This window comes from Bradyrhizobium sp. CCBAU 45321 (assembly GCF_028128975.1).
Classification (GTDB): domain Bacteria; phylum Pseudomonadota; class Alphaproteobacteria; order Rhizobiales; family Xanthobacteraceae; genus Bradyrhizobium; species Bradyrhizobium yuanmingense.
The window spans coordinates 1-21,171 of sequence record NZ_LFKZ01000014.1 but is presented as its reverse complement, the minus strand read 5'-3'; the positions used below and the strand labels follow the sequence as shown (position 1 = coordinate 21,171).

The 21,171-nt window shown below is 64.2% G+C and carries 23 protein-coding genes and 1 pseudogene; 9 read left to right on the top strand and 15 right to left on the bottom strand.

All coding sequences use genetic code 11. The features are described from left to right. Positions 1–97: 97 nt before the first annotated feature. Together ACM43_RS01790 and ACM43_RS01785 are read left to right on the top strand one after the other, a co-directional pair. Positions 98–604: pseudogene (locus tag ACM43_RS01790) on the top strand (SDR family NAD(P)-dependent oxidoreductase); the annotation flags it as partial. 131 nt (positions 605–735) lie between these two features. Continuing rightward, positions 736–1,053: a hypothetical protein gene (locus ACM43_RS01785; RefSeq protein ID WP_157785238.1), complete on the top strand. Its 318-nt coding sequence runs from the start codon at positions 736–738 to the stop codon at positions 1,051–1,053. 298 nt (positions 1,054–1,351) lie between these two features. Here ACM43_RS01785 and ACM43_RS01780 read toward each other — a convergent pair whose 3' ends face one another. Next, positions 1,352–2,014 (bottom strand): phytochelatin synthase family protein, encoded by a 663-nt coding sequence (locus ACM43_RS01780; protein WP_271537693.1) that lies wholly within the window; start codon positions 2,012–2,014, stop codon positions 1,352–1,354. A gap of 249 nt (positions 2,015–2,263) precedes the next feature. On the opposite strand from ACM43_RS01780, the gene ACM43_RS01775 reads away from it, so the two are divergent. The 6 genes from ACM43_RS01775 to ACM43_RS01750 all read left to right on the top strand — a co-directional run bounded on the left by ACM43_RS01775 (position 2,264) and on the right by ACM43_RS01750 (position 5,496). After that, positions 2,264–2,479: a dodecin family protein gene (locus ACM43_RS01775; protein ID WP_036010047.1), complete on the top strand. Its 216-nt coding sequence runs from the start codon at positions 2,264–2,266 to the stop codon at positions 2,477–2,479. A gap of 156 nt (positions 2,480–2,635) precedes the next feature. Next, positions 2,636–2,947 (top strand): hypothetical protein, encoded by a 312-nt coding sequence (locus ACM43_RS01770; RefSeq protein WP_036009997.1) that lies wholly within the window; start codon positions 2,636–2,638, stop codon positions 2,945–2,947. Between the two features lie 150 nt (positions 2,948–3,097). Beyond that, positions 3,098–3,268: a hypothetical protein gene (locus ACM43_RS01765; RefSeq protein ID WP_193760664.1), complete on the top strand. Its 171-nt coding sequence runs from the start codon at positions 3,098–3,100 to the stop codon at positions 3,266–3,268. A gap of 39 nt (positions 3,269–3,307) precedes the next feature. After that, a complete protein-coding gene (locus ACM43_RS01760) occupies positions 3,308–3,634 on the top strand; it encodes a GcrA family cell cycle regulator (RefSeq protein ID WP_271537688.1) in 327 nt (108 codons plus the stop codon). A gap of 331 nt (positions 3,635–3,965) precedes the next feature. Further along, positions 3,966–4,331: a hypothetical protein gene (locus tag ACM43_RS01755; RefSeq protein ID WP_271537686.1), complete on the top strand. Its 366-nt coding sequence runs from the start codon at positions 3,966–3,968 to the stop codon at positions 4,329–4,331. Beyond that, positions 4,279–5,496: a PAS domain-containing sensor histidine kinase gene (locus ACM43_RS01750; protein WP_271537684.1), complete on the top strand. Its 1,218-nt coding sequence runs from the start codon at positions 4,279–4,281 to the stop codon at positions 5,494–5,496. Before ACM43_RS01755 ends, ACM43_RS01750 begins: the two co-directional genes overlap by 53 nt. A 114-nt stretch (positions 5,497–5,610) precedes the next feature. Here the strand turns inward: ACM43_RS01750 and lpxB are convergent, their stop codons facing one another. From lpxB to lpxA, 3 genes are read right to left on the bottom strand one after another with little or no spacing between them, the layout of a single operon-like run. Further along, positions 5,611–6,789 carry a lipid-A-disaccharide synthase gene (gene lpxB / locus ACM43_RS01745; protein ID WP_271537682.1) on the bottom strand — a complete coding sequence of 393 codons (1,179 nt, stop codon included), beginning with the start codon at positions 6,787–6,789 and terminating at the stop codon, positions 5,611–5,613. Next, positions 6,789–7,658, bottom strand: coding sequence for an LpxI family protein (locus ACM43_RS01740; RefSeq protein WP_157283600.1), 870 nt, complete (start codon positions 7,656–7,658; stop codon positions 6,789–6,791). Before ACM43_RS01740 ends, lpxB begins: the two co-directional genes overlap by 1 nt. A gap of 18 nt (positions 7,659–7,676) precedes the next feature. Then, complete coding sequence (gene lpxA / locus ACM43_RS01735; protein WP_271537679.1) at positions 7,677–8,468, bottom strand: acyl-ACP--UDP-N-acetylglucosamine O-acyltransferase; 792 nt, start codon at positions 8,466–8,468, stop codon at positions 7,677–7,679. A 176-nt stretch (positions 8,469–8,644) separates the two neighbouring features. Here lpxA and ACM43_RS01730 point away from each other — a divergent pair, with 176 nt between their 5' ends. Continuing rightward, positions 8,645–8,965, top strand: a complete 321-nt coding sequence (locus tag ACM43_RS01730) for a KTSC domain-containing protein (protein WP_225147142.1) — start codon at positions 8,645–8,647, stop codon at positions 8,963–8,965. 12 nt (positions 8,966–8,977) lie between these two features. Here ACM43_RS01730 and fabZ read toward each other — a convergent pair whose 3' ends face one another. From fabZ to ACM43_RS01675, 11 genes are all read right to left on the bottom strand, one after another. Next, positions 8,978–9,439: a 3-hydroxyacyl-ACP dehydratase FabZ gene (gene fabZ, locus ACM43_RS01725; protein ID WP_100230768.1), complete on the bottom strand. Its 462-nt coding sequence runs from the start codon at positions 9,437–9,439 to the stop codon at positions 8,978–8,980. Beyond that, positions 9,436–10,503 carry a UDP-3-O-(3-hydroxymyristoyl)glucosamine N-acyltransferase gene (lpxD, locus tag ACM43_RS01720; protein WP_271537674.1) on the bottom strand — a complete coding sequence of 356 codons (1,068 nt, stop codon included), beginning with the start codon at positions 10,501–10,503 and terminating at the stop codon, positions 9,436–9,438. The genes fabZ and lpxD overlap by 4 nt, the downstream gene beginning before the upstream one ends. A 126-nt stretch (positions 10,504–10,629) precedes the next feature. Further along, entirely contained in the window at positions 10,630–13,158 is a 2,529-nt protein-coding gene (bamA, locus tag ACM43_RS01715; protein ID WP_271537672.1) for an outer membrane protein assembly factor BamA, read from the bottom strand. A 176-nt stretch (positions 13,159–13,334) separates the two neighbouring features. Continuing rightward, entirely contained in the window at positions 13,335–14,486 is a 1,152-nt protein-coding gene (rseP, locus tag ACM43_RS01710) for an RIP metalloprotease RseP (protein ID WP_157283596.1), read from the bottom strand. 44 nt (positions 14,487–14,530) lie between these two features. Further along, entirely contained in the window at positions 14,531–15,754 is a 1,224-nt protein-coding gene (dxr, locus tag ACM43_RS01705; protein WP_271537669.1) for a 1-deoxy-D-xylulose-5-phosphate reductoisomerase, read from the bottom strand. Between the two features lie 4 nt (positions 15,755–15,758). Then, positions 15,759–16,601, bottom strand: coding sequence for a phosphatidate cytidylyltransferase (locus ACM43_RS01700; protein WP_271537667.1), 843 nt, complete (start codon positions 16,599–16,601; stop codon positions 15,759–15,761). Then, the gene (locus ACM43_RS01695) at positions 16,598–17,356 is read right to left on the bottom strand and encodes an isoprenyl transferase (protein WP_036010029.1); all 759 of its coding nucleotides are present in this window, start codon (positions 17,354–17,356) and stop codon (positions 16,598–16,600) included. The genes ACM43_RS01700 and ACM43_RS01695 overlap by 4 nt, the downstream gene beginning before the upstream one ends. A 12-nt stretch (positions 17,357–17,368) precedes the next feature. After that, entirely contained in the window at positions 17,369–17,932 is a 564-nt protein-coding gene (gene frr / locus ACM43_RS01690; protein WP_025036556.1) for a ribosome recycling factor, read from the bottom strand. A 65-nt stretch (positions 17,933–17,997) separates the two neighbouring features. Beyond that, positions 17,998–18,714, bottom strand: a complete 717-nt coding sequence (gene pyrH / locus ACM43_RS01685) for a UMP kinase (RefSeq protein ID WP_271537663.1) — start codon at positions 18,712–18,714, stop codon at positions 17,998–18,000. Between the two features lie 59 nt (positions 18,715–18,773). Next, positions 18,774–19,697 carry a translation elongation factor Ts gene (tsf, locus tag ACM43_RS01680; protein WP_157283592.1) on the bottom strand — a complete coding sequence of 308 codons (924 nt, stop codon included), beginning with the start codon at positions 19,695–19,697 and terminating at the stop codon, positions 18,774–18,776. Positions 19,698–19,830: 133 nt separating this feature from the next. After that, the gene (locus ACM43_RS01675) at positions 19,831–20,826 is read right to left on the bottom strand and encodes a 30S ribosomal protein S2 (RefSeq protein ID WP_157283591.1); all 996 of its coding nucleotides are present in this window, start codon (positions 20,824–20,826) and stop codon (positions 19,831–19,833) included. Between the last annotated feature and the right edge of the window lie 345 nt (positions 20,827–21,171).

Here is a 21,171-nt window from a genome sequence, read left to right as displayed (position 1 = left end):
ATTGCATCCCAATTGCGTGCCGGTCGTCTTGGTTCCAATGGGCCGCCTGACAGCTGTGGCGCCATCGTGGAACGATGCGTTCGCCGCGCCCCACGAAGGCTCTCGTGGCTCACTCGTCAACAACGCCGCCAACGATCAGCGTCAGGTTCTCGCCGAGGTGACGCCGGCCGAGTTCGACTGGATGATCGGCGTCAATCTCAAGCACGTCTTCTTCGCGGCGCAAGCGGTGGTGCCGCAGATGCAGGCGCACGGCGGCGGCTCGATCATCAACATGTCGTCGATCGCCTGGATGCGCGGCGCGCCGGCGCTGCCGGTCTACGCCGCGGCGAACGTGGCGATCGTCGGCTTCACCAACTCGCTGGCGCGGTCGGTCGGTCCCGACCGCATTCGCGTCAACGCGATCGCGCCGGGCATGGTCATCACCGAGCGCCAGCGCCGGCTATGGTATCCGGACGATCGGGTCATCGCCGAGATACGCTCGCGCCAGGCGGTGCCCGATGCGGTAACGCCCGAAGACATTGCCAATATGGCACTGTTCCTCGCCTCCGACGAAAGCCAGCGCATCACCAGCCAGTGTTTCAGGGTCGATGGCGGACTCGCCTAGGCTTGGTGCGCATAAGACCGTTCGAGTGCCCTTTGCTTAGTCCTACGTGACGTTCGACAATAGTGGTTGGAACTAGGAAACCTTGGGAGGTTCGCGCGTTTAGGGGCCGGAGCAAGCCGTGGAGGAGAAGCATGCGAACAGCAATTCTCGCATTGATTGTAGTTGCCGGAAGCGCAATGACCTTCCAAGCAACGGCCCAACAGCAAAAGGCCGCACCCAGTGAGCAAACCAAGGAGGAGATGAAGCGCGACGTGGACCGGGAGCTCAAGGCCGGCCAGCCCAACGAGCAGATGCAGCGCGATGCGGACAAAGGGATCAAGACCCGCAACTCCGGAGAGTCCGGATACGTGGCCGATCAAGACAAGCCGGCCGCTTCGGCGCATCCTCCGGGCCGGCCGGGAAGTGAGCAGACCACCGGTTCGGGTGGCCAGACCGGAACTCCGAAATAGAACACTCGGCGTTCGCTGCGTCTACGGCGAGTTGCGCGGACACCGGAAGTGGCCAGTTCACGGGCCGCATGCGGTCCTGGGTTAGCGTGTCGTCCGCTTGGTTGCCGCCCAAATGTCCTCCCGGGGTCAGTATGTCGCGCTCAGCGAGACCCCGGCGGCAAGTGGCGGCCGTCATAGGGCACACAAGCGCCGGTTGAGGCCAAGACGGTCCCCCGCGTTCTGTCCACCGCCGATAGACGACATCCCAACTGCCTCAAATGATCGGGCTAAGGGTCACGAGGCGACATGGAGCGGGATGTTACTCTATGAACAGCAGTCCCCTCTTCTTACCGCCGTCAAACGTATTTACAGCGTCGAACAGCCGCTTCCGTTCGACTAGCCACGGCTGGAAATCGAAATTGACATCGAGCACGAAAACGAGGTCTTCGGCTTCGAAATAGCCCCCGATTGGGGAATGGTGTCCACTACCAGCACCAAAAATATGCGCGCGATCGAAATTCACGATGTAGCGTCGTCGCGGATCGTTGGAGCGACGGAGATGCTCCAGAAACTGGTTTTCGCTGAGATCGCGCAAGACCGTAACTTTCCGGCTGGTGTTGGACTGGGCGACGTTGGCCAGTTCATCAAGCGTGAGCCCCATGATGCATACGCCTGTCCAGCAACTCCACGTCCCGGCCAGCACCTTGCCTTCCGTCCTTGCCGCCTCGCCAAGGGACCGATACGCATTTGCAACAGCGGCGGGTCCGCAGCGAGAGCCATTTGACTGCCAATCAACGTGTCGTTCAAATGTTGCTGCCACGGGCAGGTGCCACGCACGCTCAATAAGCTCCGGAGTACGTGTGACCGATGACGCTATGGCCTCTGATGGCACGTGCGATTGATTGACCACCAGGGCCCCGGCACACACCAGACTCAGGGCAATCACCAAGCTGCTGATGCTTACGCGGTGCCATCGCTTCATGGATCGGAACCTTGGCGGCAATGACGACTTAGGCGCGCAAAATTATACTGGGAAGCCGGAGAGCGCGAAGGTCCGCGTTCGTCCGGGCTGAAAATGCGAGCGTAATCTCCGACAGGACGACCCGAGTTCTTCTTTGGATCGAAGAGAAAAGCGACAGCCAATCGGACCCTTTCCGCGGCACCCCCGAGACGTATCAGCGTCGAGATCCCAGTGCTAGACTTCCTGCTCCTACCGATTAGGAGGACGAACATGCCCGATAGCGTCTACAAGGTCATTGAACTGGTCGGTACCAGCAGCGACTCGTGGGAGAAGGCGGCCGCTAACGCAGTCGAGCAAGCTGCTAAATCTCTCCGAGATCTTCGCATTGCAGAGGTCGTCAAGCTCGACATGCAACTGGATGACCAGGGAAAAGTTGAGGCCTATCGCGCCAAGCTCAACGTATCGTTCAAGTTCGAGGGCTCCTGAGCCTCAGCACCTCGCCCCTTCGGGCGAGGACGGCTCATTGGACAGGCGCGTTGCGGTCCGCCAGCCGGACGCTGTGGCCCATCCCGGAAGTTGGCACTAGTCCGAGCGGGACCGAAGTGCTTTGATGCGCAGGAGCGTATGGCGCGTGGTGCCCCCATGTACATGGTCATTCGCAAGTACAGCAAGGTTCGTTCGGTCGCGGACGCCGCTCGTCGCGCCAAGAGCGGCGTTGGTGAGATCCTAAGACAATCGCAGGGATTCAAATCTTACCATGTGCTGGATGCGGGCGACGGTGTCGGTATCGCGGTGATGATATTTGACGACCGCGAAAGCGCCAACGCAGCGAACGCCAAGATACTGGCATTTGTTCAAGCCAGTCTACCCGACCTCGAACTTGGAGTTCCTGAAATCGCTGCCGGCGAGGTTTTGGTAAACATAGAGCCTAATGGATCCTCGGGGATCAAGTAGTCTAGAGTGCTGCCTGTTGCAGGGGCCTGCCGCCCGCTGATCATGCAGTCTACCCAACCCGCATCGCGTTTGCGGCGGTCGCGCCCCGGCACCGGCATATGCCGGCCAAGAATCTGGCGACTGCGCCCATTTTTCGAGGAGCACAATGCCATGAAGCAACACACCTCCGAAGCATTTTCCACCACAGCCAGGAAACTGCTCATACGGATGCGCATCGTGATGCCACCCAGGGATCCCGATGAAGACGAGGAGGACGAAGACGAGGATGAGGAAGATGATGCCGACGAACCGGCGGTCGTGCGCGAGCCGGACGAAGACTAGACTAGCCGGTGTCTGGCAGGCGGCGTTATACTATCTCTCATGGGCTGGGATGCGAAAGACATAGCGCTTCTCAAAAGGCTCTGGTCCGCGGGACAGAGCGCGGCGCAGATTGCGCGCCATCTCGGCTGCAGTCGTAACGCGGTATGCGGTATGCTGAACCGTCTGGGCCTGAAGCGCGGCCACAAGCCGCCCACAGCGCAGCCCCAGATAAGGCCGGCCCCGAAGCTGAGGCCGTCGTCGGCCTCCTGCGCCCGTCCCATCGCGCGGAGGGTGTCGCCGAGTACAGCAGAGAGGGAGCTGCCAAAGGAATTCAGCCGGCAGCAGCTTTACGCCATTCTGGCTGAGGCGGTCAGAAACACTGGTTAAGAGCTCGCCACGAACCTCCTTGCCCTCCCGTCCATGTCAGGCCCGCCTCGACGGTTCGGAGGTTCATGAGTACGCGCCTTAGCTCGTTCGCCCGCTCTTCCGCCCGCGAGACAAGAAAACAGGGCCCACCTCACACGCATGCGTTGAGGGAACCGGGTTTTAGCTCGCGTTGTTTCGGCTCGGGGTCGTCACAGCCACGTCGCTATAGAGAAGCCCTGTATACGGAAGTATAGTCGCCAAAGGCATATTCCCGATCGATCTTGACCGACTCCGGGGGGATGCGATCCGGCACGAGAAATCTGTCGATTGATCCATCACGCGTAAGCAAGAGATGATCATGCAACATGCGATTGAAGTGCCCTCGGTCGCGCTCGACTCGAATGAATGCAAGCGCCCCGAGGAGGCGCTGCGCGAGAGCGAGGAGCGCTTTCGCACGCTGGTGCAATTCTCCTTCGACGTGTACTGGGAAACGGACGCGGAGCATCGCTTCATCCGCCAGGAGTTCGCCGAGACGCTTCTCGAGCCGCCGGTCTCCGAGATCGGCAGGACTCGATGGGAGGTCCCGTATCTAGAGCCTCTGGCGCAAGCACCGGGAGATACTCGACGCTCACCTCCCGTTTCGCGATTTCGAGCTCGCGCGGCCGATGCCCGACGGCGGCAAGCGCTATATTTCCGTCTCTGGGCTGCCCATCTTTGACAAGACAGGGAACTTCGTAGGTTACCGAGGTGTGGGGCGCCACATCACGGAGCGCAAGCGCGCCGAACAGGCGCTGATCGAGAGCGAGGCCCGCTTCCGTACCTTCGTGGACCACGCGACCGATACGTTCATGCTGCACAGTGAAGATGGTCGCGTTCTCGATGTGAATCGGAATGCCTGCGAAAGTCTCGGCTACAGCCGGACCGAACTGGTTGGGGCAACTGCGGCCTTGTTCGATCTGGAGATGGATGAGGCGACTTGGCGTCGCAACCGCGAGCGTCTCAAGGCCGGCGGCATCGCTACGCTCGAGAGGCGCTATTGCCGAAAGGATGGCACTGTGTTTCCCGTCGAAGTTCGTATGCGGGAATTCTGCGAACACGGCCAGTCACGAATCATTTGTCTGAGCCGCGACATCACCGAACGCAAGCGAACCGCCGAGACGTTCCGAGAGATGCAGGCTGAACTAACACACGCCAATCGCGCGGCGGCAATGGGCCAGGTCACGGCGTCGGTGACACACGAATTAAGCCAACCAATCACCGCGGTGCTCTGCAACGCAGAGGCCGCACTGAACTGGCTAGGAACACAATCTCCGAATTTCGAAAAGGCACAGCAGGCGCTCGCATCCATTGTCGCAGAAGCCAAGCGAGGCGGCGAGATCATCAGTTGGATCCGTTCCTTGATCAAGAAAGCTCCGGCGCCGAAGGAGAGCGTCGATGTCAATGGTGCAATCCTGGACGTGATCACCATAGCCCGTAGCGAGCTGCTCAAACATGATGTCTCGATCCAGACCGATCTCGCTCCGGGCTTGCCGCTCGTGAAGGGCTATCGCGTTCAGCTGCAACAGGTGGTTCTCAATTTGATCCTCAATGCGATCGACGCAATGAACTGTGTCGACCTTGGCGGACGAGAGCTGCGGATCAGCACGGCTGCAGATGCTTCAAATCGCGTTGTTGTCGCCGTACGGGATACCGGACCTGGGCTTGACGTCGCAATCGTTGACCGCCTGTTCGAGCCCTTCTACACCACCAAGCCGGACGGGACCGGCATGGGCTTGTCGATTTGCCAATCGATCATCGAGGCGCACGGAGGACGACTTTGGACTGGTGCGAATGAACCACGGGGGGCCGTGTTTCACTTTAGTCTGCCTTCGCAACAGGGGTGATCCACGTCGCTTTAGCGTAACTCACGCCTTCGCCGTTGCGTTTCCTGGCGTCGGTCTTTGAAGGGCCGCTCACGCTTTGGACGGGGCGGCTCAAGCAGACTTTTATGAAACACCCTAGCTCGTTCGCCGGCCCTGGCGCATCGTTGCGAGCACGATGTCGGCGGCGAGCACGCTCGGCGATTTGTTGCCGGTCGACATGATCTGATCGAGCCTGGCGAAGGCCTCGACCTGCTGCCGGCGCAGCGGAGACTCCGTCAGCACGTCCCGAAGCGCCGGCGCCAGCTTCCCCGGCGTGCATTCCTCCTGCAAATACTCGGGAATGACATCCTTGCCGATCACGAGATTGGCAAGGATCACCGAGGAGACACGGATCGCGCGTCGCAGGATGAACGCCTCGATCGCGCCGACGCGATAGGCCGTCACCATCGGAATGCCCGCCAGAGCGAGCTCGAGCGTCACCGTGCCGGATTTCGCCAGCGCGGCGTGAGCGATGCGGAAAGCCGCACGCCGCTCGTTCTCGCCGATCACGATCTGAGGCTTGACCGGCCAGCTCGCGATGCCTTCGCGGATGGTGGCTTCGAGATGCGGCATGGTCGGCAGCATCAGTTCGAACGCACAGCCCTCACCCCTTAAGCGACCGAGCGTTGCGCCGAACACGTCGAGATGATGCCTGACCTCGCTGCGGCGGCTGCCGGGCAGCACCAGCAGCACCGGCGGCTCACTGTCGCGGCGCGTCTGCTCCTCCGCACTCGGCCGCAGCGAGCCCAATTGCTCGATCAGGGGATGGCCGACATAGCTGCAGGGCGGCCCGCCGAGCTTGCGGTATTCCTCGGGCTCGAACGGCAGCAGGCCGAGCACGTGGTCGACATAACCGAGCATGGTCCGCGCCCGTCCCGGCCGCCATGCCCAGAGCTGCGGCGAGACGTAATCGACGATCGGGATCGCGGGATTGCGCGCGCGAACGCGGCGGGCGACGCGGTGGGTGAAGTCGGGGCTGTCGATGATGACGAGCACGTCGGGCGCGGCCTCGGTCACTGCGTCGGCGGTCTGCCGGATCAGCCGCAGGATCTTCGGCAATTGCTGCACCACCGCGGCAAACCCGACGATCGAGAGCTCCTCGATCGGAAACAGCGATTCCAGGCCCTCGCGCGCCATGGTGCGGCCGCCGACGCCAACGAACTGCACGCCGTCGCCGAGGCGCTGGCGCAGCACCTTCATCAAGGCGCTGCCGAGCCTGTCGCCGGATTCCTCCGTCGCGATCAGGAAGATCTTGCGCTTGGGATCACGCGACATCACGCGGGCAGGCCGATGACGAAGAGATATTTGGCATCGGCAAGCGCGATCATCGCCTGCGGCTCGGCGGCGATGGTGTTGCCCGCGATGACGGCGATGCCGGCAAGGCCGGCGGCCGCGACGCCCTCGATGGTACGCGGGCCGATCGTCGGCAGGTCGAAGCGCAGGTCCTGGCCGCTCTTCGGCGCCTTCACCAGCACGCCGCGTCCGGTAGCGGCGCGGATGCGGCCCTCCTCGCGCAGCCGCGCGACGCGGGCGAGCAGCGCGTCGGTGCCCTCGATATCCTCGACCGCCACCACGTGGCCATCGATCACGACCACGGCCTGGCCGATGTCGAACGGGCCGAGTGCGGTCAGCACGGCCCGGCCGCGCGCGATGTCGGCCTTGCTGGCATCGCTCGGCCAGGCGCGGCTGATGCAGCCCTCCGGCATCAAGAGATCCGGCGCGACGTCCTTGATGCCGACCATCCGGAAGCCGTCCTGCTCGAGGATGCGGCCGACACCCGACAGCAGATGATCGTCGCCGCCGCGGAAGGCGCGAATGACGTTGCCGAGCAGGCGCAGCGTCGTGAAGTCGAACCGGATCTCGGACAGCGAAGGCCGCACCAACGTGCCGATGAAGATCAGGTCGCGGCAGCCCTCCTCGCGGAACAGCCGCATCGCGCGTCCGAGCTGGCCGACCGAGATCCAGCGATGCCGGTACTTCTCCACCCGCTGGGGATCGCAGGCCCCGCGCAGCGGAAACAGCACCGGCGTGATGCCGTGCGCGGCGAGCGACTCGGCGACCGCGAACGGCATGGCGCCGCCGCCGGCGACGATGCCGACCGGTGACGAAACCTGCAAAGCCGCCGATGTCGTGCCCGCGGCCATCCCAAGGTCACTCCAAGATCACTTCGCGATGGCGGGAAGACAGAGCGGGCGCTTGCCCTTGCCGATGAAGTCGAGGATTTCGGCGATCGCGGGGTCCTCGCCCGCGAGCGGCCGCGCCGCCTCCAGCCGCTCGGCGAAGGTGCCGGCGCCATGGAATAGCTTCTGGTAGAACGCACGCACGATGGCAAGCCGCTGCTTGGTGAACTTGCGACGCTTCATGCCGATCAGGTTGAGGCCTTCGAGCACGGCATATTGGCCGTTGACGAGACCGAACGGAATGATGTCGTCGCGCACGCCACACACGCCGCCGACCATGACCTGCGGTCCGATGCGGGTGAACTGATGCACGGCGGACAGCCCGCCGATGAAGACGAAGTCGCCGATCTCACAATGGCCGCCGAGCGTTGCCGAGGTCGCGAAGATCACGTCGTTGCCGACATGGCAGTCGTGGCCGACGTGGCTGCAGTTCATGAAATAGCCGCGGTCGCCAACCGAGGTGACGCCCCCGCCAGCGACGGTACCCGCGTTCATGGTGACGGATTCGCGGATGGTGCAGCCCGAGCCGATCCTGAGCTGTGTCAGCTCGCCACGATAGCTGAGCGATTGCGGCGGCGTGCCCAGCGAAGCGAACGGATAGATGGTGCAGCCATCGCCGATCGTGGTTTGCGCCGTGATGTGCACGTGCCCGATCAGCTTGCAGTTCACGCCGATGACGACGTTCGGGCCGATGATGCAATAGGGTCCGATCTCGGTGCCCTCGCCGATCACGGCGCCGTCCGCGATCCGCGCGGTGGGATCAATCTTGCTCATCAAGCCAATCTTACTCGTCAAGAAGGTCGGGTTATGTATTGAAGTCGCTCGGTTTTCGGCTGGTTAGCGCGACTATGCCCGATCTGTCCAGTGACGTATCATCTCGCCGTGTTTCAAGTGCCGGATGAGGCGGCCTTCCCGTCCCGTCGTCAGGTTCATGTGGAGCTTCAACGATCGTGGTCAGGGCCCTGATCCTTCTGCTGGCGCAGCTCGCGGATACTCCGATCGTGTCGGAGGCGGTCGAGACCGGCGAACACCGCCTGGTCGATCTCCGGACATTCGAGTGCCGGGACATCACCCGCAGCACGGTGCTTCAGCGGGTCTGTTACGATCGCGCGCAGCAGGACCTGATCGTCGCGAGCAACGGCGCCTATCACCGCTATTGCGGCGTGACGGCCGACACCGTCGAGCGCCTCCTCGGCGCGCCCTCCATGGGCCAGTTCTTCAACCGGACTATCAGGCGGGAGGCGGCCGGCAGCCGCTACGATTGCACCTGAGCCCAGTGCCGCTCAATCGGTCAGCATGGCGCCGACGTCGGCTTCGGCGACGACCTGACCGTTGACCTTTGCATCGCCGTGAAACCACCACATAGACTTGCGGCGGCCGAGCGAGCGCATGTGATACTCGATCGTATCGCCCGGCAGCACCGGCTTGCGAAACTTGCACTTGTCGATGGTGAGGAAATAGACCGCCCGCGGCTTCTCGGTGCCCTCGACCGACTTGATGCCGATCACGCCCGCGGTCTGCGCCATCGCCTCGATCATCATGACGCCGGGATAGACCGGACGCTCGGGGAAATGCCCCTGGAACGCCGGCTCGTTGAAGGTGACGTTCTTGATGCCGATGCCGCTGTAATCGGCGCGGATGTTGATCACGCGGTCGATCAGCAGCATCGGAAAGCGGTGCGGCAGCGTCTGGAGGATCGCGTTGATGTCCACCAGCTCGAACTTAACAGGTGATTCCGCCGTCATTCCCGTCCCTCGTCCTTCGGATCGGCCTTGCTGTCGCGTACCAGCCGCTCCACTGCGATGATCTCCTTGAACCATTGCTTGGTCGGCTTGGCGAAGTGCCCGCCCCAGCGGCCGCCCGGCGGGATGTCGTCCTTGACCGCGCTCATCGCCGTCACCTGCGCCCCGTCGCCGATCTTGAGGTGATTGTTGATGCCAACCTTCGCTCCGAGCGCCACGTTGTCGCCGATGGTCAGGCTGCCGGCGAGGCCGATCTGCGCCGCGAGCAGGCAGTGCCGGCCGATCGTCACATTGTGGCCGATCTGGACCTGATTGTCGATTTTGGTCCCCTCGCCGATCACGGTGTCACGCAAGGACCCCCGGTCGATCGTGGTGTTGGCCCCGACCTCGACGTCGTTCTGGATCAGCACACGCCCGGTCTGCGGCACCTTCAGATGGCCCTCCGGGCCGAAGAAGATGAAGCCGTAGCCGTCCTGGCCGATCGAGCAGCCGGGATGGATCAGCACGTTGTTGCCGATCAGGGCGCACTGGATCGCGGTCCGGGCGCCGACATTGCAATCCCGGCCGATCTTGACGCCGGGACCGATCACCGCCCCGACGCCGATCACGGTGCCGCTGCCGATCTCGACGTCCGGGCCGATCACAGCCAGAGGGTCGACGACCACACCGTCCTCGAGCCGGGCCGTGGGATCGATGATGGCCGATGGCGCGATACCGTCGTTGCCGACCCAGGATTGCGGCCGCAGCGCGTCGGGGTGCCATTCCCGCGCGATCCGGACGAAGGCGCGGAATGGCTGCGCCACCCGCAGCACGGCCACATGTTCGGGCACCTCGGCCTCGAAGCGCGGACTGACTAGACAGGCCCCCGCCTTGGTCGCCCTGAGCTGATCGGCGTATTTGAGGTTGTCGAAGAACGCCAGATGCATCGGGCCCGCTTCGTCGAGCGAAGCAAGGCCCGTGATGACGTGGCCGCCCCTCGCGGGATCGACCAGCTGCGCCTTGGTCAGCGTGGCAATGTCGGCCAACGCTGCGGCAGGCGGCTTTGTGAAGAAGGTCGGCTGCGCCATTCCACCCCGTCGCGGTCCGGCTTCGGCATGAAGCGGTCAGGCCGCATCATGCCTCATGTCTTGGATCGGCACGATCCCTTTCGGAAACCGGCTCCGGGTGATCCGGATCGTGCCGTGCTGATCGAATTAGAACGTGGTGCCGCCGCCGAACCGGAATTCCTGCGTGCGGTCATACCTGCCCTTGCTGAGCGGCACAGCGTAGTCGAAGCGCAGCGGTCCGAACGGCGACTGCCAGATCACGCCGACACCGACCGACGAGCGGACGACCTTGCTGTCGTCATAGACGAGACCGGTGCAGGTCCCCGTGCTCGAGGGATTGATGGTCGACGGGATACAGCCCGGCGCGTTGACTTCGTTGGTGGTGGTCCAGCTCGTCGGCCCCCTGTAGTCGTAGAGGCCCCCGGCGTCGGCATAGACCGCGCCCTTCAGACCCACTTCCTTCGGCAGGAACCAGAACGGCATCTGCAATTCGAACGAAGCACCCCAATACTTGGTGCCGCCGAGCGCATCCTGCGTACCGAACGGATTCAAGTCGCGCGGACCGATGCCGTTCGGGGAAAAGCCGCGGACGAGGTTCGGGCCCATCTGGAAGTGGTCGAGCATGCGCAAATCGGTGCCGATCTTGTTCAGCATGCCGCCTTGCAGGCGGACGAGGCCGACGATGTCGGACACCAGCGGAGTGTAGTACTTCGCGTCGACGACCGACTTCAGGTAGGAGACGTCGCCGCCGACGCCGGCGAAGTCCTGCCGGAAGTCGACGAGCAGACCGTCGGTCGGGTTCTTGTTGTTGTCCAGCGTGTTGTAGGTCAGCGTGTAGCCGAGCGCCGAGGTCAGCGTCTTGCCGCCGGCGAGCTCCTTGCGCACCGGCAGCGAGGCTTCGCCATCGTTGTAGCAGCCGAGGCCATTGGTCGATGACAGATCAATCGGCGGCGTCTGAGACGCGGCGAAGGCTGGGCTGGGGTTGAAGGCAGACGAACCAAGGACGTTGTTACAGTTCGCCAGATACGACGGCAGGGTGATTTCCTGCTGATAGATCGAGTAGCGCACCTGCAGCGAGAGATCTTCACGCAAGGAGAAGCCGAGGCGCGGCGAGAAGCCGAGCGTCTTGGTGCCGTAGGAGATGTAGCTGTTGGACTTCTGCTCACGCTGATAGAGGTCGAGGCCGAGCGCGACGCGGTAGTCGAGCAGGTACGGCTCGACGAACGACAGCGAGTAGCCGCGCGCATACTGGCCATAGGTCACCGCAGCCTTGGCGAACAGGCCGCGACCGAGCAGGTTGCGCTCGGAGATCGAGACTTCGGCCAGCGCGCCGTCGGTGGTGGAGTAACCGCCCGAGACCGAGAAGTCGCCGGTCGACTTTTCTTCCATGTCGACGATCAGGATGACGCGGTCGCTCGACGAGCCCGGCTCGGTCGTGATCTTCACGCTCTTGAAATAGTCGAGGTTCTTCAGGCGCCGCTCGGCACGGTCGACCAGCGCGCGGTTGTAGGCGTCGCCTTCCGAGATGTCGAACTCGCGGCGGATCACGTAGTCGCGCGTGCGGGTGTTGCCGCGCAGGTTGATGCGCTCGATATAGGTGCGCGGGCCCTCGTCGATGTTGAACACGACGGACACGGTGTGCGCTTCGAAGTTGCGGTCGCCGCCGGGCCGGACCACGGCGAAGGCATAGCCGCGGCGAGAGGCTTCGATCTGCATCTCCTCGACCGACTTCTCGACCAATTCGACGTTGTAGAGCGAGCCGACATTGAGACGCGAATAGGCGCGCATCGAGCTCGGATCGAAGTTCGGAATGCTGCTGCGGAAATCCACCGCGCCGACACGGTATTGCTGACCTTCCTCGATCTTGAAGGTGACGTTGAAGCCCTTCTTCTCCGGATCGTACTCGGTGAGCGCCGCGACGACCTGCACGTCGGCGAAGCCGTTCTTGAGGTAGAATCGGCGGATCAGGTCGCGATCGGCTTCGACGCGGTCGGGATCGTAGACGTCACCGCTGCCGAGGAAGCTCAGCAGATTCGTCTCGCGCGTCTTGATCACGTCGCGGAGGCGGTAGGACGAGAAGGCATTGTTGCCGACGAACTCGATCGACCGGACGCCGGTCTTGACGCCCTCCTCGACCGTGAAGATGAGGTCGACGCGGTTGTTGGGCTGCTCGATGATCTCGGGCGTGACGCGCACGTCGTAGCGGCCGGAGCGGCGATAAATTTCGGCGATACGGAGCGTGTCCGACTGCACCATGGCGCGGGAGAAGGTGCCGCGGGCCTTGGACTGGACTTCAGCGGTGAGCTGCTCGTCCTTGATCTTCTTGTTGCCCTCGAAGGCGATGCGGCCGATCACCGGGTTTTCCACCACGGAGACGATGAGCTGGCCGCCGGAACCGCGGTTGATCCTGACGTCCTGGAACAGGCCGGTCTCGATCAACGCCTTGAGGCCGTCGTCGATGGCGGCCTGATCCAGCCGGCCGCCGGGACCCGGCTTGAAATAGGAGCGGATCGTTTCCACCTCGACGCGGCGATTCCCTTCGACGGAAATCGACTGAACGGTCTGAGCGAGCGCAGACGAAGACACGAAAACAGCCCCAACCGGGGCAACCACCGGCGCGCCGAACAAGATCAGGGTCGCGAGCAAGCCCCCCCGGAGTCGCAGTCCAAACTTCATCGCGCAACGCGCCCTTATCATTCCCTGCCAGACCCAACCCCAACGCCGGTCCGGAGATTCCCCAAGTTCAGGCCGCTTGTAGCCAATTTCGCCGACGCCGCAAACGGCCGAAAGCGCCGTAATTTCAATTTCATTCCAAGACGTTGCTCAACAGCAACGCCACAAAAAAGCCCCTATCAGGAAGCTGCCATCCGCAGGATGTCGTTGTAGGTCGCAAACACCATCAACATCAGCACTAGGCCAAGCCCGATTCGGAACCCCATTTCCTGGGTCCGCTCGGACAAAGGCCGGCCCCGGACCACCTCGGCCGCATAGAACATCAGGTGGCCGCCATCGAGCAGCGGGATCGGGAACAGGTTCAAAAGGCCGATCGACACCGACAGCACCGCGCAGAGATTGATCACGAACTGGAACCCGGCGCTGGCCGCCTGCCCCGACATTTTCGCGATTCCCAGGACGCCGCTGACCTCGTTCGGATTGCCCTGGCCGGCGAACAGCGAGCCCAGGAACTTGAAGGTGCTGGTGATGATGAACCAGACCTGCTCGACGCCGATCTTGAGCGCTTCACCGACGCCGACCGGGGTGGTCGAGGCCTCCCCGGCCTGCGACTTGTGCTCGATGCCGAGAACGCCGAGACGGTGGCTGTTGCCGAAGGGGTCCTTGCGCTCCAGCAGCGCCGGGGTCGCGGTCAGTGAGACGACGGCGCCGTCGCGCTTCACTTGGAAGGTAAGAGCCGAACCGGCGTTCATCGCAACGATTCGCTGCATGTCGGCAAAGCTCTCGATCGGCTTGCCGTCGATCTGGATGACGACGTCGCCCACCTTGAAGCCGGCGGCAGCGGCCGCGCCGTTGGCGACGACGCCGTCGACCCGGGCGATCGTGCTCGGCTTGCCGTAATAGAGCGCCATTCCGGCGAAGATCAGCGCGCCCAGGATGAAATTGGCGATTGGTCCGGCCGCGACGATCGCCGCCCGGGGACCGACCTTCTTGTGGTGGAAGCTGCCGGCGCGCTCCTCGGCCGACATAGCCGCCAGCGTCTGGGCCGACGGGGTCGAGGCCTCGCTCTCGTCGCCGAAGAACTTGACGTAGCCGCCGAGCGGGATCGCCGAGATCTTCCAGCGGGTGCCACGGCGGTCGTTGAAGCCGACCAGCTCGGGGCCGAAGCCGAGCGAAAAGGTTAACACGCGTACGCCCGCCCAGCGCGCGACCAGGAAATGGCCGAGCTCGTGGAAGAACACGACAATGGTCAGGACGAACAGGAAGGGAACCGCGTAGCCGAGGAGCCCATGGCTCAACGTATTGAAACTATGGACGAAAAAGTCGATCATCGAATTCCCTCACCCAGCGCCGCAAGGCCCTGGTCCCGAACCAACTAGGATGCCTTTAAGGCAATTTGAGGCAATAGGGCGGCAGCCCTATTTCGCGCAACATGGTCAACAGAGATTGCATCGTCTGCGGAGGTCAGGGGCGCCTGGTTGCCGCCTTTGATCCAATCCTCGAGGGTCGCCTCGACCAGCCGGGCAATCGCACCGAACCGGATCTTGCCGCCGATGAAGGCGGCGACGGCGACCTCGTTGGCGGCATTGTAGACCGTGGTCGCGCCCTTCCCGGTCCGGAGCGATTCGTAGGCCAGCCGCAGTCCGGGGAAGCGCTCGAAGTCCGGCGCTTCGAAGGTCAGCTGGCCGATCTTGGCAAGGTCGAGCTTCGCCGCCGGGCCCTTGATTCGATCGGGCCAGCCGAGGCAATGGGCGATCGGCGTCCTCATGTCGGGCGCACCGAGCTGGGCCACCACCGAGCGGTCGGAAAACTCGACCATGCCGTGGATGATCGACTGCGGATGAACCAGCACGTCGATCTCGTCCGGCGAGAGCGCGAACAGATAGGACGCCTCGATCACCTCGAGCCCCTTGTTCATCATCGAGGCTGAATCGATCGTGATCTTCTGGCCCATGCTCCAGTTCGGATGCTTCAGGGCCTGCTCGAGCGTCGCCTGCTCGATGTCTGAGGGCTTCCAGGTCCGGAACGGGCCGCCGGAGGCGGTGATGATGACGCGGACGAGCTCGTCGCGATTGCCTGAGCTCAGCGCCTGAAACAGCGCGTTGTGCTCGGAATCGGCCGGCAGGATGCAGGCGCCGGCTTTTGCCGCGCGCTGCATGAAGAAGTCGCCGGCGCAGACCAGGCACTCTTTGTTGGCGAGCGCGACATGCGCGCCGCGATCGACCGCGGCCAGCGCCGGCTTCAGCCCGGCAGCGCCGCTCACCGCCGCCATCACCCAGTCGGCCGGACGCGCGCCGGCTTCGATCACCGCGCTTTCGCCGGCGCCGCATTCGGTGCTGGTGCCCGCGAGCGCAGCCTTGAGCTCGGCGAGCTTGGAGGTGTCGGCGATCGCGACATAGCGTGCGTTGAATTCCCTGGCGAGCTTGGCGAGCGCTGCGACATTGCCGTTCGCCGTCAGCGCCTCGACACGGTAGCGCTCGGGCGAGGCGCGCAAGAGATCCATCGTGCTGTCGCCGATCGAGCCGGTGGCACCGAGGACCGTGACGCTGCGAATGTCGGACGCAGCAAGCCTGTTGTTACGCAAGGGAACGGCGCTCATATCCTCACCAAACCATAAGACCGCTTCCGGCGCTATGCACACCATGGCGGAAAAAGCCGATAAACCAGGCCGCCAGGATGGCGGCGACAAAACCGTCCAGGCGGTCCATAAGCCCGCCATGGCCGGGAATTAAGTGACTGGAATCCTTGACACCGAAGCGCCGCTTCACGGCGGATTCGAAGAGATCGCCGAGCTGCGACACCACCGACAGGACGGCGCTGACGAGCAGCAGCGGAACCAGCTTTCCGATCCCGCAGGCGGCGAAGCCGGCCGCGACCGCAAGGCTCGCCGCAAAGCCGCCGAGCGCGCCGGCCCAGGTCTTTTTCGGGCTCACACGCGGCCATAATTTCGGGCCGCCGATGCTGCGTCCGGCGAAATAGCCGCCGATGTCGGTCGCCCACACCACGAGCAGCACGAACATCAGCGCGGAGAAGCCGTTGACGAGATCCTTGCGCACCAGGATCGAGGCCAGTAGCGCCGCCGCCGCATAGGCAAACCCGCTCGCCGCCCACAAGAACTTGCCCCGGGCGATCAGCGTCACGATGGCACCGCCGATGAGGCCGGTGACGACGGAGGTCTTGAGCGCGCCGAAAGCGACGGAGGCTCCCATCATGGCGATCACGACCGTCCCTGCCCCGGTCAGCGCGGCCGATGCTGCGCCCACGACCATCAGCCATTCCGCGAACAGCCCGATCGAGACCAGGGTGACGAGAAGCGCCCACAACCAGCCGCCGGCATAGGCGATCGCGATGGCCAGCGGCGCCAGCACCAGCGCTGCGAGGACCCGCATCACCAGATTGCTCGGGGCAGGCTTGGCGCCCGCCGATGCAGGATCGGGTTCGTTCACGAGGCGGTCTTCGCAACCAGGCCGCCGAAACGACGCTCGCGCCTGGCAAATTCGGCGATCGCGCTTTCCAACGCCGCCTTGTCGAAGTCGGGCCAATGGATCGGCACGAACACGAGCTCGCTATAGGCGGCCTGCCACATCAGAAAGTTGGACAGGCGCTGCTCGCCGCTGGTGCGGATGATGAGATCGGGGTCCGGAATGTCGGGCGCGTCGAGATGCGCGCCAAGCGTCTCGGCGTCGATCGTGGCAGGATCCCGCCTGCCCTCCGCGACCTCGCGGGCCAGCTTCTGCGCCGCCTTCGCGATCTCCTGCCGCGAACCGTAGTTGAAGGCGACGACCAGCGTCAGGCGCGTGTTGTCGCGCGTCAGCTCCTCGGCCTCGTTCAGCAAGGCGCAGATGTCGCTCTCAAGCCCCTCGCGCTCGCCGATGATGCGGACCTTGACGCCGTCGCGATGCAGGCTCGCCAGGTCGTTGCGGATGAAGCGCCGCAGCAAGCCGAACAGGTCGCCGATCTCGCTCGCCGGGCGCGACCAGTTCTCCGAAGAGAACGAGAAGATGGTGAGATAGCGGATGCCGAGCTCGTGCGAGGCACGTACCACGCGGCGCAGCGCGTCGACGCCGCGGCGATGCCCTTCCGCACGCGGCAGACCGCGCGCGGCCGCCCAACGCCCGTTGCCGTCCATGATGATGGCGACATGTGCAGGCGCCTCGGACCTGTCGGGTCCTTCCGTTGCGGGCGCGGCGGCGTTGGACATGAAGGCGGTGCCTTAAACGGTGAGGATTTCTTTTTCCTTGGCGGCCAGCAACTGGTCGATCTCGGCGATGGTGCCGTCGGTCGCCTTCTGCACCTCGTCGGCGTGACGCTTCTGGTCGTCCTCCGACATCTCGTGATTCTTCTCGAGCTTCTTGAGCACGTCGAGCCCGTCGCGGCGGACATGGCGCGCGGCGACCTTGGCGGCTTCGGCATATTTGTGCGCGACCTTCACCAGCTCCTTGCGGCGCTCCTCGTTGAGCTCGGGAATGCGCAGGCGCAGCACCTGGCCCTCGGTCGCGGGCGACAGGCCGAGATTGGAATCGACGATCGCCTTCTCGACGGCCTTGACCATCGACTTGTCCCAGACCTGCACCGAGATCAGCCGCGGCTCCGGCACGCTGACGGTGGCGAGCTGATTGAGCGGCATGTGACTGCCATAAGCCTCGACCTGCACCGGATCGAGCATCGAGGCGGAGGCGCGTCCCGTGCGCAGGCCGCCGAGCTCGTGCTTGAGCGAGGCGACGGCGCCCTGCATGCGGCGCTTCACTTCGTTGAGATCGAAATTACCCGTGGCCATCACGTTTCTCCTTCAAAATCCCGGCGACCGCTCCGCACCGTCCTTTCGGCGCGTCAGCTGAGCCGTCAGCCGGCGACGATGGTTCCGTGGCCGACGCCACGCAGAATCGCGCCGATCGAGCCCGGCTCCGCGATCGAGAATACGATGATAGGCAGCGACGTCTCGCGGGCAAGCGCGAAGGCGGTCGCATCCATCACCTTGTAACCGCCCTCGATCGCCTGCGAATGCGTCAGGCGGTCGAACCGCGTCGCGGACGGATCCTTCTTCGGATCGGCCGAGTAGACCCCGTCGACATTCGTCGCCTTCAGGACCGCCTGCGCGCCGATCTCGGCGGCCCGCAGCACCGCGGTCGTGTCGGTGGTGAAGAACGGGTTGCCGGTCCCGCCGCCGAGCAGCACGATCCGGCCTTCGGCCAGGTATTTGTGTGCCGCGGTGCGGGTGAACAGCTCGGAAATCTCGGGCATGACGAAGGCCGACAGCGTCCGGGCCGGCGTTCCCTTGCGCTCGATCGCCGCTTCCAGCGCGAGGCAATTCATCATGGTGGCGAGCATGCCCATGGTGTCGCCGGTGGTGCGCGACACCCCGCGGGAGGAGACCTCGACGCCGCGGACCATGTTGCCGCCGCCGATCACGACCGCGACCTCGGTACCGAGCTTGCGGGCGGCGATCAGATCGTCCGCAACCCGGTCGATGGTCGGCTGATCGATGCCAAAGCCTTGCTGTCCCGCGAGATACTCGCCGGACAGCTTGATCACGACGCGACGATAGACCGGATCAGTCATGAGCACTTTCCTTGTCCGGGCGCCGCTTCCGGCGGCACGCCGGAAGGAACTTCCGGCGCTTACTTCTTGCCGCTGGCCGCGGCGACCTCGGCCGCGAAGTCGCTTTCCTGCTTCTCGATTCCCTCGCCGAGAGCATAGCGCACAAAGCCCGCGATTTTCACAGCGCCGCCGACCTTGCCCTCGGCCTCCTTCACCGCCTGCGCCACCGACTTGCCGCTGTCGTGGATGAAGGCCTGCTCGAGCAGGCAGACTTCCTTGTAGTAGGTCTTGAGGCCGGACTCGACGATCTTCTCGATCACGTTCTCGGGCTTGCCCTGCTGACGGTACTTGTCGGCCAGCACGTCCTTCTCGCGCTTGACCACGGCCGGATCGAGGCCGGACGGATCGAGCGCCAGCGGGTTGGCGGCCGCAACGTGCATCGCGATCTGACGGCCGAGCGCTGCGAGCTCATCGGCCTTGCCCGGCGATTCCAGCGCCACGATCACGCCCATCTTGCCGGCGCCGTCAATGACGGCACCGTGGACGTAGTGCGAGACTACGCCCTGGCTCACCTCGAGCTGGGCGGCGCGGCGCAGCGTCATGTTCTCGCCGATGGTGGCGATCGCATCATTGATGGCGGTTTCGATCGTGACGTCGCCGACCTTGGCGGCCTTGATCTTCTCGACGTCGGCACCGACGTCGAACGCGACCTGGGCGATCATCTTGACGAGGCCCTGGAACTGGCCGTTGCGCGCAACGAAGTCGGTCTCGGAGTTGACCTCGACCACGACGCCCTTGGTGCCCTTGGTGAGCGCGCCGATCAGACCCTCGGCCGCGACGCGGCCCGACTTCTTGGCGGCCTTGGACAGGCCCTTCTTGCGCAGCCAGTCCTGCGCCGCTTCCATGTTGCCGTCGTTTTCGGTGAGCGCGGCCTTGCAGTCCATCATGCCCGCGCCGGTCGATTCGCGCAGGTCCTTGACCATCGCAGCTGTGATCGTTGCCATCGTTGAAAATCCTTTGTGCCTGCCGGTTTGCCGCGGCGCGGCATCGAATCGCCCCGCCGCGGTCCATCTCAGGAATTCGCGTCAACTGAAATGGTGGCCGGACCCTATCCGGCCAACCCATCGCTCTTTTTGACTATTCCGCTTCCGCGGTCAGCGCCTTGGCCTTGGCCACCCAGGCATCCGCGCGGCTCGGCAGACCGACTTCCTCGCCGATCGTGTGCGCGGTGTCGTGGTCGAGCTCGGCGAGCTGCCAATAGTGGAAGATGCCGAGATCGTTGAACTTCTTCTCGATCGCACCCGACACGCCCGGGAGCTTCTTGAGGTCGTCGGCAGTGCCGCGAGGACCCGCAAGGCCCTGGAAGCCGCTCGAGGACGCCGCCGGCAGCTCTTCGGCGACCGGCTGGGCCGAGGCGCCGATGTCGATGCCCGAATCGCCCTGCGCGCGCGAGATGCCGTCGATCGCCGCACGCGCGACGAGATCGCAGTACAGCGAGATGGCGCGGCCGGCGTCGTCATTGCCCGGCACCACATAGGTGATGCCCTTCGGGTCCGAATTGGTGTCGACGATCGCAGCGACCGGGATGTTGAGCCGCTGGGCTTCCTGGATCGCGATGTCTTCCTTGTTGGTGTCGATCACGAAGATCAGGTCGGGCAGACCGCCCATGTCCTTGATGCCGCCGAGCGAGCGGTCGAGCTTGTCGCGCTCGCGCTGCAGCGTCAGGCGCTCCTTCTTCGTGTAGGAATTGGCTTCGCCGCCCGAGAGCACGTCGTCGAGGTGACGCAGGCGCTTGATCGAGGCCGAGATCGTCTTCCAGTTGGTCAGCGTGCCGCCGAGCCAGCGCGAATTGACGAAATACTGCGCGCAGCGCTTGGCCGCGTCGGCAACGCCGTCCTGCGCCTGGCGCTTGGTGCCGACGAACAGGATGCGGCCGCCCTTGGCCACCGTGTCGCTGACGGCCTGGAGGGCCTGGTGCAGCATCGGCACGGTCTGGGCGAGGTCGACGATGTGGATGTTGTTGCGGGTGCCGAAAATGAACGGAGCCATTTTCGGATTCCAGCGGTGAGACTGGTGACCAAAGTGCACGCCAGCTTCGAGCAGCTGACGCATAGTGAAATCGGGCAGTGCCATGGTTCTAATTCTCCGGTTGGTTCCTCCGGAAACGTGTGAGCAAAACGGAGCGTTCTCGCCCCGGTTGCCACCGGACGGCCTTGTGAGCCATGTTTCCGTGTGAGATGGCGCGCTATATAGCGCCATTTCGGCCAGAAGCAAGGAAATAACGGCCTTCGGGGACGCCTCTAGGCTGCTGTCGCATCCCGCATCCCTGCCCCTTGCGCCTCCTAACACCTGGGCTGGCCCGGGGGGCAGCTCTTCGGTGGCGGGCCGGCCGGCCGCGGAGGAGCATGCGGCGCCGGATGCGGCGCGGCGGCCATCGGCGGCGGCGCCGGTCGGGCGACCGGAGGTGGTGGCGGCGGC

What these genes read in the sequence shown, in the direction of transcription:
- fabZ (WP_100230768.1), bottom strand. Translation starts at nt 9,439, where the DNA reads ATGACGGCGGAATCACCTGTTAAGTTCGAGCTGGTGGACATCAACGCG.
- ACM43_RS01750 (WP_271537684.1), top strand. Translation starts at nt 4,279, where the DNA reads ATGCCCGACGGCGGCAAGCGCTATATTTCCGTCTCTGGGCTGCCCATC.
- ACM43_RS01760 (WP_271537688.1), top strand. Translation starts at nt 3,308, where the DNA reads ATGGGCTGGGATGCGAAAGACATAGCGCTTCTCAAAAGGCTCTGGTCC.
- ACM43_RS01695 (WP_036010029.1), bottom strand. Translation starts at nt 17,356, where the DNA reads ATGTCCAACGCCGCCGCGCCCGCAACGGAAGGACCCGACAGGTCCGAG.
- dxr (WP_271537669.1), bottom strand. Translation starts at nt 15,754, where the DNA reads ATGAGCGCCGTTCCCTTGCGTAACAACAGGCTTGCTGCGTCCGACATT.
- ACM43_RS01775 (WP_036010047.1), top strand. Translation starts at nt 2,264, where the DNA reads ATGCCCGATAGCGTCTACAAGGTCATTGAACTGGTCGGTACCAGCAGC.
- tsf (WP_157283592.1), bottom strand. Translation starts at nt 19,697, where the DNA reads ATGGCAACGATCACAGCTGCGATGGTCAAGGACCTGCGCGAATCGACC.
- frr (WP_025036556.1), bottom strand. Translation starts at nt 17,932, where the DNA reads ATGGCCACGGGTAATTTCGATCTCAACGAAGTGAAGCGCCGCATGCAG.
- ACM43_RS01675 (WP_157283591.1), bottom strand. Translation starts at nt 20,826, where the DNA reads ATGGCACTGCCCGATTTCACTATGCGTCAGCTGCTCGAAGCTGGCGTG.
- ACM43_RS01780 (WP_271537693.1), bottom strand. Translation starts at nt 2,014, where the DNA reads ATGAAGCGATGGCACCGCGTAAGCATCAGCAGCTTGGTGATTGCCCTG.
- rseP (WP_157283596.1), bottom strand. Translation starts at nt 14,486, where the DNA reads ATGATCGACTTTTTCGTCCATAGTTTCAATACGTTGAGCCATGGGCTC.
- ACM43_RS01785 (WP_157785238.1), top strand. Translation starts at nt 736, where the DNA reads ATGCGAACAGCAATTCTCGCATTGATTGTAGTTGCCGGAAGCGCAATG.
- bamA (WP_271537672.1), bottom strand. Translation starts at nt 13,158, where the DNA reads ATGAAGTTTGGACTGCGACTCCGGGGGGGCTTGCTCGCGACCCTGATC.
- lpxA (WP_271537679.1), bottom strand. Translation starts at nt 8,468, where the DNA reads ATGAGCAAGATTGATCCCACCGCGCGGATCGCGGACGGCGCCGTGATC.
- lpxD (WP_271537674.1), bottom strand. Translation starts at nt 10,503, where the DNA reads ATGGCGCAGCCGACCTTCTTCACAAAGCCGCCTGCCGCAGCGTTGGCC.
- ACM43_RS01765 (WP_193760664.1), top strand. Translation starts at nt 3,098, where the DNA reads ATGAAGCAACACACCTCCGAAGCATTTTCCACCACAGCCAGGAAACTG.
- pyrH (WP_271537663.1), bottom strand. Translation starts at nt 18,714, where the DNA reads ATGACTGATCCGGTCTATCGTCGCGTCGTGATCAAGCTGTCCGGCGAG.
- ACM43_RS01770 (WP_036009997.1), top strand. Translation starts at nt 2,636, where the DNA reads ATGTACATGGTCATTCGCAAGTACAGCAAGGTTCGTTCGGTCGCGGAC.
- ACM43_RS01755 (WP_271537686.1), top strand. Translation starts at nt 3,966, where the DNA reads ATGATCATGCAACATGCGATTGAAGTGCCCTCGGTCGCGCTCGACTCG.
- ACM43_RS01740 (WP_157283600.1), bottom strand. Translation starts at nt 7,658, where the DNA reads ATGGCCGCGGGCACGACATCGGCGGCTTTGCAGGTTTCGTCACCGGTC.
- lpxB (WP_271537682.1), bottom strand. Translation starts at nt 6,789, where the DNA reads ATGTCGCGTGATCCCAAGCGCAAGATCTTCCTGATCGCGACGGAGGAA.